The sequence below is a fragment of the Streptomyces sp. NPDC002309 genome, from assembly GCF_053593375.1.
Map to the genome: position 1 here is coordinate 135,426 of NZ_JBSFCI010000020.1, position 9,072 is coordinate 144,497.

The 9,072-nt window shown below is 66.2% G+C and carries 4 protein-coding genes; 3 read left to right on the top strand and 1 reads right to left on the bottom strand.

Annotated elements, in window-relative coordinates; genetic code table 11:
• The first annotated feature begins 91 nt into the window (after nucleotides 1-91).
• Nucleotides 92-634 (top strand): MOSC domain-containing protein, encoded by a 543-nt coding sequence (locus ACWCPM_RS18695; protein ID WP_450977291.1) that lies wholly within the window; start codon nucleotides 92-94, stop codon nucleotides 632-634.
• A 31-nt stretch (nucleotides 635-665) separates the two neighbouring features.
• Here ACWCPM_RS18695 and snpA read toward each other — a convergent pair whose 3' ends face one another.
• Nucleotides 666-1,427 (bottom strand): snapalysin, encoded by a 762-nt coding sequence (gene snpA, locus ACWCPM_RS18700; RefSeq protein WP_450977292.1) that lies wholly within the window; start codon nucleotides 1,425-1,427, stop codon nucleotides 666-668.
• 617 nt (nucleotides 1,428-2,044) lie between these two features.
• Here snpA and ACWCPM_RS18705 point away from each other — a divergent pair.
• On the top strand, nucleotides 2,045-2,173 hold the full coding sequence (locus ACWCPM_RS18705; protein ID WP_450977293.1) for a hypothetical protein: 129 nt from the start codon (nucleotides 2,045-2,047) through the stop codon (nucleotides 2,171-2,173).
• 402 nt (nucleotides 2,174-2,575) lie between these two features.
• A partial coding sequence (locus ACWCPM_RS18710; protein ID WP_450977294.1) for an amino acid adenylation domain-containing protein occupies nucleotides 2,576-9,072 on the top strand: 6,497 nt, incomplete at its 3' end.

Consider the following 9,072-nt stretch of genomic DNA (forward strand, 5'->3'; position numbering starts at 1 on the left):
GCCCGACCGGCGAGTGGTCGTGGACGTTGTGCCTTGAGGGGCGGGGGCTAGGCTCATGGCTGATCAGGGTGACGACGAGGGGGTCCGAGGTATGAGCGGAACAGTGACGGCGGTCAGCAGCAACGGGCAGTACTCGTTCACCAAGCCGAACCGGGACAGCGTCACACTGCTGGCCGGGTTCGGCGTGGAGGGGGACGTGCATGCCGGGGTGACGGTCAAGCACCGCTCGCGTATCGCGCAGGATCCCACCCAGCCGAATCTGCGCCAGGTCCACCTCATTCACGAAGAGCTCTTCGCCGAGGTCGACGAACAGGGGTTCAAGGTGGCGCCCGGCGAACTCGGCGAGAACATCACCACGCGCGGCATCGATCTGCTCGGTCTGCCTGTCGGCACATTGCTACGCATCGGCGAGTCCGCGGTCCTGGAAGTCACCGGCCTGCGCAATCCCTGTGTGCAGATCGACAACTTCCAGGAGGGGCTGCTCAAGCAGGTCGTCGGCCGCGACCAGGCGGGGTCGATCGTGCGCAAAGCCGGAATCATGAGCATCGTGAGGGAAGGCGGCGTGGTGCGTCCTGGAGACGCGATCGAGAGAGAACTCCCCAGTGGTCCGCACCAACCCCTGGACCGGGTCTGACCACCTTCTCAGGGCCGCGATGCCCAACCGATCAGCGCCAGGACGGACCGTTGAGCGGATACCCCGGAACGTTCTCGGGCACTACGGGCCGTGCCTGCGGTGCAGAGCTCAGGGGGTCGGCGGGCTGGTTCACCGTACCCGGAGCCTGCGCGAGTCCAGTTCCCCACACCTGGTCGACACGCGCGCGCTCGGTGGCGTTCGGATAGCTGTTGGTGCAGGACGGGCCGGCGCTGCCGCCCGACATCAGCTCACTGCACGGCCCGCCGTAGTTGTCCTGGAGGCCCAGTACGTGCCCGGTCTCGTGGGTGACGATGCGGACCGAGTCGTACTGCTGGTTCTGGCCGTAGTCGAGGAAGATGTAGCCGCTTCCGTGGCCGTTGGTGGAGGCGTGCGATCCGCGCGAGTCGTTGCCCTCGTAGTAGGAGAAGTCGGCGCTGCCCGAGGCCTCCTCGAGCTTGACGTTCGCCTCGGAGCTGTTCCAGATCGAGGCGGCGCTCGATATCTGCGAACGGAAGCTAGGTGCCCGGGAGGCGTCGTAGTAGACGGTCACTGCCTGCGCGTAGGGCTGGGCGGCGCGCTTCTCGGCGACCGACGTGCGCACGGCCTCGAAGAACGCCTCGTTGTTCGCGGTCTCCTCAGACGACCCGACGTACCGCGCCACGGAGGTACCAGCGGCGGACGGGGTGTCGGCCGTGTGGGCGCTTGCCGGTACCGCCGTGCCCAGCGCGGTGGTGGCCAGACCCAGCCCGAGAGCGAGGGCGGGGAATCTCGCGGACGTTCGGGACGACTTCATGTGGTGGCTCCTAGTCACTCGGTGACGCCGAGCGTCCGGGTGTGCGGTCGACTCTGTGTGAACACCGGTTCTGAACTGCGGCGACGTCCTGTGGGTCGTCATTCTTAGAACGGCTCACAGGGAACGCAACGGGTCCCGCCACTACGTGACCTCGTAGGTCCCGGGACCTCACCGCGGGCAGTGCGGGCGTCTCCGGTCCGGACATGGCGGCGGGCGGGAGAGCTGTCGTTCCGTCAGAAGCCTTACGGCACAGAGCAACAGGTGTGCGGACAGACCGGGAGGAATCCTAGGTCGAGCGACGGGATCCACATCCGAGCTAAATCGGACAAATAATCTTATGTCCCCTACGCCGCATCTACTAAGCGCGCCGATTAGTCGGCCGAACGCTGTGACCGACGTCATAGAACACGAGCTTCAGTTGTTCGAGCAGGCGGGCCGGCGTCGGGTCCGTGGTTGGCCAGTGGCCGTTTCGCCGTACGGGAGCTGCTGCCCGCCAGGCGACGAACTGTCGGCCGCGGTCGAGGGCGCCGTTCCCCTGGCACGGTCGATCAGAGAGCCGCAGGCGTACTGGCTTGGTGTGGCCCACGGCGCACGCCGACCGGCGGCTGGAATGTGCGGTGGCGACGTCTCCGTCCGTGCTGCCGGATGCGGATCTGCGGACGATGGCCCAGGAGGACGCCGTCAGCCGGCTGCTGATGATCAAGACGCCTCAGGGTGCGGCGGGTCCGGAGTCGAGCATCCCCTAAAGGGCGATCAGGTGTGATTGTGATAGCGATTCGCTTTTGCGACTGAAATCCTTGGACTGATCCGCATCGTACGCACCTCTTCACAGCCTTCCGGGCGCGGAGTTCCGTGCCCGTTCGATCCGCTTCTCGGTGCTGGATTCCGTCTGGTTTATCGATGGGTGAAAATTCCCCTCAGGGACGAGGCTCCAGGTCCTTCGGTCCGGGGGTGCAGGAGGTAAACGCGACAAGGCGGTCCGAAGCGGCCGTGATAAATCAACCAAACACCCTCTAATTGCCCCTTTCGTCAGGGGCGTTGACAATGTTCAGTTCGGCTTGAGAAGGTGAAGTTGATCAACATTGCTGTCAAATTGCTTGAACTGGTTGCTCCGGGTATGGAGCGAGAGCGTTGACCGAGGTGCGGAGATGTCTGGATTGCGTGATGGCCGTCGCGAACTGATGGCTGGGCAGCTTGGCGTATGGCATGCACAGCAACTGAATCCAGATAATCCGATCTACAACATGGCTGAATACATCGAGATTCACGGCAAGGTGGACACAGACTTCTTCGAGGCTGCAGTGCGCAGAGTCGTCCAAGAGGTCGATTGCCTTCGTCTGCGTTTCGAGGGGGCCGCGGAGGAAGTCCCGCAGCAGTATGTTGAGCCGCGCAGCGATTGGCCGTTTCATGTGATCGACGTGAGCGGTGAAGAAGACCCCCGTGGCAGCGCGGAGAGCTGGATGCGGGCGGACATGCGACGTCCGGTGGATCTCCAAGGCGCTGAACTTTTCACCCATGCTGTGTTCAAGGTGACCGAAGATCTCTTCTTCTGGTACCAGCGCATACACCACATCATCGCCGACGGACTCGCAGGATCCGTGATAGCGGCCCGAGTGGCCTCGATTTACACGGCACTGCAGGCTGGTGAATCCGTCGAAGAAGGTGCGATTCCTTCGAGTTCCGCACTGATGGACGCCGATGCCCATTACCGGGTGTCAGCAGAATTCGACCGCGACCGGGAGTACTGGACGGAACGCTTTTCCGATCGCCCTCAAGCGGTCAGCCTGAGTGGCCGGGAACCTTCGACCACGCCCCATGAACTGACACGTCACACGCTCCACGTCCCTTCCGACGCCGCCGCGGAACTCAGAAGCTCCGCACGTCGGCTCGGAACGAGTCTCTCGGGTCTGGCCATAGCCGCCGGCGCCGCCCTCCTTCACCGTGCAACGGGACAAGAGGACGTCATTCTCGGCGTCCCGGTGATGGGCAGGTCGTCTGCGCTGCGGGACATCCCGGGAATGACGGCGAACATTGTTCCTCTGCGTCTCACCGTGCAGCCGAAGGCCACAGTGAGGGAACTCGTCAAGCAGGTGTCCCGTGGAGTGAGAGATGCCTTGCGGCATCAGCGATACCGCCAAGAGGACATCCTCAGGGACCTGAAACTCGTAGGGCGCAGTGGTCTATACCCTCTCGTGATGAACATCGTCTCCTTTGACTACGATGTGAAATTCGGAGACGCTCCCGCCAGCGCGCACAGCCTCGGTGGCATAAATTTCAATGACCTGTCGATCTCGGTGTACGACAGGTCGTCCGACGGACGCATATCCGTGGTTGTCGATGCCAACCCGGACCTGTACAGCCGGCGTGCGGTGCATGAACATGCTGCGAAATTCCTCGACGTGATGAACTGGATGGCGCGTTCCGCCGCGGACGAGCGCGTACACCGGATCACGTTGATGAGCCGCTCCGAGCAGCGTCGGGTTCTCGAGGAATGGAACGACACCGCCCGGGAGGTGCGCGCGGCGACGCTTCCGGATCTGTTCGAGACCCAGGCGGCCCGCACGCCGCATGCGGTCGCGGTGGTCTTCGAGGGTGTCGAGGTGACGTACGCGGACCTCAACGCACGGGCCAACCGCCTCGCCCGATTCCTGGTCGACCGGGGAGTCGGACCCGAGTCGCTGGTCGCGGTGATGATGCACCGCTCCGTCGACCTGGTCGTCGCCCTCCTCGCGGTGGTCAAGGCCGGCGGCGCGTACGTACCCGTCGACCCGGACCACCCCGTCGACCGCATCACTTACGTCCTCACCGACGCCCAGCCCGTCCTGGTGCTCACCAGCACGGACCTGGCCTCCGGCCTCACCGACAGCCACCCGCCGTACGTGGTCGTCGACGACCCCCGGACCGTCACCGCGCTCAACGACCTGTCCGACACCGACCCCACCGACACCGAGCGCTGCACCACCCTGCTGCCCGCCCACCCCGCCTACGTCATCTACACCTCCGGGTCCACCGGACGCCCGAAGGGCGTCGCCGTACCCCACGCGGGCATCGTCAACTGGCTGACCTGGATGCAGGGCGCCTACAACCTGACCGCCTCCGACCGGGTGCTGCAGAAGACCCCCTTCGGTTTCGACGTGTCAGTGCGGGAGTTCTTCTGGCCGTTGCTCCAGGGCGCGAGCTTGGTGGTCGCCAAGCCCTCGGGCCACCGCGACCCCGGGTACCTGGCCGACTTGATCCAACGCGAACGTGTCACGATCGCGCACTTCGTCCCGTCCCTGCTGCAGGTCTTCCTCCGCGAACCGGCCGCCGCCTCCTGCGGTGACCTGCGGGCTGTCTTCTGCAGCGGCGAAGCCCTCCCCGGCGACGTCGCCGCGCAGTTCCGGGACCTGCTGGACGTTCCGCTTCACAATCTCTACGGTCCCACCGAGGCTTCGGTCGAGGTCACCGCGTGGACGTGTGACAGCGACACCCCCAGCAGCGGTGTCCCCATCGGACGCCCGGTCTGGAACACGCGGGTGTATGTGCTGGACTCGGCGTTGCGGCCGGTGCCGCCTGGTGTGCCTGGTGAGTTGTATCTGGCCGGTGTGCAGTTGGCGCGGGGGTATCTGGGTCGGTCGGGGTTGACGGCGGAGCGGTTCGTCGCGAGTCCCTTCGGGGGTCCGGGTGAGCGGATGTATCGCACGGGCGACCTGGTGAAGTGGCGGCCGGACGGTGTTCTGGACTTCCTGGGTCGTACGGATGACCAGGTGAAGGTGCGTGGGTTCCGGATCGAGTTGGGTGAGGTGGAGGCCGCGCTGCTCGCCCTTCCGGGCGTGGTCCAGTCGGCGGTGGTGGTGCGTGAGGACCGTCCAGGGGACAGGCGTCTGGTCGGCTATCTCGTTTCCGACGGTGGTGTCACTGCTCAGGTGGACACTGCCGTGCTGCGTGTGCAGTTGGGTGCGGTGTTGCCGGAGTACATGGTGCCGTCGGCTTTGGTGGTGCTGGATGTGCTGCCGTTGACGGTGAACGGGAAGCTGGACCGCAAGGCTCTGCCCGTTCCGGATTATCAGGTGGCTGGGGGTGGCCGGGGGCCGGCGTCGGTGCAGGAGGAGCTTCTGTGCACGGTGTTCGCGGGGATTTTGGGGTTGCCCGCGGTCGGGGTGGAGGACAACTTCTTCGAGTTGGGTGGTCATTCGCTGCTGGCGACCCGGTTGGTGAGTCGGATCCGGTCGGTGTTCGGGGTCGAGGTGGCGATCCGGGCGCTGTTCGAGTCGCCTACTCCGGCTGGTCTGGCGGGCCAGTTGACGGGTTCTGGTGCGAGGCGTCTGCCGCTGGTGGGGCGGGAGCGGGTGGAGCGGGTGCCGTTGTCGTTCGCGCAGCAGCGGTTGTGGTTCCTGGGGGAGTTGGAGGGGCCGTCGGCGACGTACAACATTCCGGTGGCTCTGCGGTTGAGCGGTGATCTGGACGTCGAGGCGTTGCGGTTGGCGCTGGGTGATGTGGTGGGCCGGCATGAGGTGTTGCGGACGGTGTTCGCGGCCGATGAGGGCAGGCCGTATCAGCAGATCCTGCCGGCCGAGAGTGCCCTGGTCCCTCTCGTGGTCGAACGGGCAGTTGACATCGAAACCGTGATCACTGAGATCGCGGGTCATCACTTCGATCTGGCCGCCGAGATCCCGCTGAGGGTGTGGCTGTTCGAGACCGCATCTGACGAGCACCTCTTGATGATCATGGTGCATCACATTGCCGGTGACGGGTGGTCGATGGGGCCGCTGGCGCGGGATCTGTCGGTGGCGTATGCGGCGCGGTTCAAGGGCCAGGTGCCTGGGTGGGCGCCGCTGCCGGTGCAGTATGCCGATTACAGTCTGTGGCAGCGTGAGCTGCTGGGGGACGTGAACGATCCGGACAGCCTCCTGGCCGGGCAGTTGACTTACTGGCGCGAGGCACTGACCGGCCTGCCGGAGGAGCTGACGTTGCCGTTCGACCGGCCGCGGCCCCCGGTCGTCTCCCATCGGGGAGGCAGTGTCGGATTGACCATTGACGCGCAGTTGCACCGTGAGGTGGCTGAGCTGGCCCGGGTGCAGGGCGTGACGGTGTTCATGGTTGTGCAGGCCGCGTTGGCCGTGTTGCTGTCCCGGCTCGGGGCCGGCCAGGACATCCCCATCGGTACCTCCGTCGCCGGTCGCACCGACGAGGCACTCGACGATCTGGTGGGCTTCTTCGTCAACACCCTGGTCCTGCGGTCGGACCTCTCCGACGACCCGAACTTCTCGCAGTTGCTGGCCCGAACGCGGGAGACTGATCTTGGTGCATTCACCCATCAGGACGTCCCGTTCGAACGGCTGGTGGAAGAACTGGCCCCGGCCCGGTCCATGGCCCGTCACCCGCTGTTCCAGGTGATGCTCACCCTGCAGAACACCAGCCAGGCCCTGCTGGACCTGCCAGGTCTCGACGCCGAAGTGCTGCCCCCGGGCGCCCTCCCCGCCAAGTTCGACCTGGACTTCCAACTCGCCGAACACCACGCGGGTGACGGCACCCCGAGCGGCCTGGGCGGCACCATCACCTACGCTGCCGACCTGTTCGATCACGACACTGTCATCGCCATCGGTGAGCGGTTCACCCGTCTCCTGCGCGCGGTGACCACGGACCCGTCCATCAGCGTGGACCGGATCGACATCCTCAGCGAAGCAGAGCGCCACCACATCCTCTCCGAGTGGAACGACACTGCCCACGAGGTGCAGCGGGCGACGCTGGCCGAGCTGTTCGAAGCCCAGGTCGCGAGGACCCCCGATGCCACAGCGGTCGTGCTCGGCCAGGCCGGCCTCACGTACGCCGAGCTCAACGCCCGGGCCAACCGTTTGGCACGACTGCTGACCACCCACGGTGCGGGACCCGAGGGACTCGTCGCGGTGATGATGCACCGCTCCGTCGACCTGGTCGTCGCTCTCCTCGCGGTGGTCAAGACCGGAGCCGCCTACGTCCCGATCGACCCCGACTACCCCGCCGACCGCATCACCTACCTCCTCACCGACGCCGAACCGCTCCTGGTGCTCACCAGCGAGGCGACGCAGGCGGTGTTGCAGGACGAACAGACTCACCTCGTGGTCGACGCGCCGAGTACCGTGGCGACGCTCACCCGCCTTGCCGACACCGACGTGGCGGACTTCGAGCGAGGCACCCCCTTGCTGCCGCAGCACCCTGCCTACGTCATCTACACCTCCGGTTCGACCGGACGGCCCAAGGGCGTGGTGGTCAGCCACGAGGCCGTGTGCCACTACGTCACCTGGGCAACCGACGCTTACCCCGGGCTGAGCGACCGCACCGTGCTGCATTCGTCGGTCTCCTTCGACCTGACCGTCACGCCGCTGTACGGCACGCTGGTGGCTGGCGGCACCCTGCACCTCACCGACATCCGAGACGGTTTCCCCGAGGAACCCGCACCCACCTTCCTCAAGGTGACGCCCAGCCACCTGAGCGTGCTGGCCGAGCAGCCTGCCGGGACCTTCGCTAGCGGAGACCTCGTCGTCGGCGGCGAAAGCCTCTCGTGGGACCAGCTCACCAAGTGGCGGACCGCCCACCCCGGTGTCGCCGTCACCAACGAGTACGGTCCGACCGAGGCCGCCGTCGGATGCGTCGCTCTCGCGGTCGCTCCGGGCGAGCCGGACCTGCACGGTGACATCCCCATAGGCCGTCCGAGCCGGAACATGCGCGTGTTCGTGCTCGACACCGCGTTGCGGCCGGTGCCGCCCGGTGTGCCCGGTGAGTTGTATCTGGCCGGTGTGCAGTTGGCCCGCGGCTACCTCGACCGGCCGGGGCTGACCGCGCAGCGGTTCGTCGCGAGTCCCTTCGGGGGTCCGGGTGAGCGGATGTACCGCACGGGCGACCTGGCCCGGTGGAACGCCAACGGTCAGCTTGAATACCTCGGGCGCACCGACGATCAGGTGAAGGTGCGTGGGTTCCGTGTCGAGTTGGGTGAGGTGGAGGCCGCGCTGCTCGCCCTTCCGGGTGTGGTCCAGTCGGCGGTGGTGGTGCGTGAGGACCGTCCTGGTGACAGGCGTCTGGTCGGCTATCTCGTGCGCGGCGCCGGTCACAGGGGCGCTGTGGACGTCGCTGCCCTGCGTGCCCGTCTGGGTGCGGTGTTGCCGGAGTACATGGTGCCGTCGGCTTTGGTGGTGCTGGATGTGCTGCCGTTGACGGTGAACGGGAAGCTGGACCGCAAGGCTCTGCCTGTTCCGGATTATCAGGTGGCTGGGGGTGGCCGGGGGCCGGCGTCGGTGCAGGAGGAGCTTCTGTGCTCGGTGTTCGCGGGGATTTTGGGGTTGCCCGCGGTCGGGGTGGAGGACAACTTCTTCGAGTTGGGTGGTCATTCGCTGCTGGCGACCCGGTTGGTGAGTCGGATCCGGTCGGTGTTCGGGGTCGAGGTGGCGATCCGGGCGCTGTTCGAGTCGCCTACTCCGGCTGGTCTGGCGGGCCGGTTGACGGGTTCTGGTGTGAGGCGTCTGCCGCTGGTGGGGCGGGAGCGGGTGGAGCGGGTGCCGTTGTCGTTCGCGCAGCAGCGGTTGTGGTTCCTGGGTGAGTTGGAGGGGCCGTCGGCGACGTACAACATTCCGGTGGCTCTGCGGTTGAGTGGTGATCTGGACGTCGGGGCGTTGCGGTTGGCGCTGGGTGA

Bases quoted from the DNA above. Each gene is read 5' to 3' on its own strand.
- snpA (WP_450977292.1), bottom strand. From the start codon at position 1,427: ATGAAGTCGTCCCGAACGTCCGCGAGATTCCCCGCCCTCGCTCTCGGG.
- ACWCPM_RS18695 (WP_450977291.1), top strand. From the start codon at position 92: ATGAGCGGAACAGTGACGGCGGTCAGCAGCAACGGGCAGTACTCGTTC.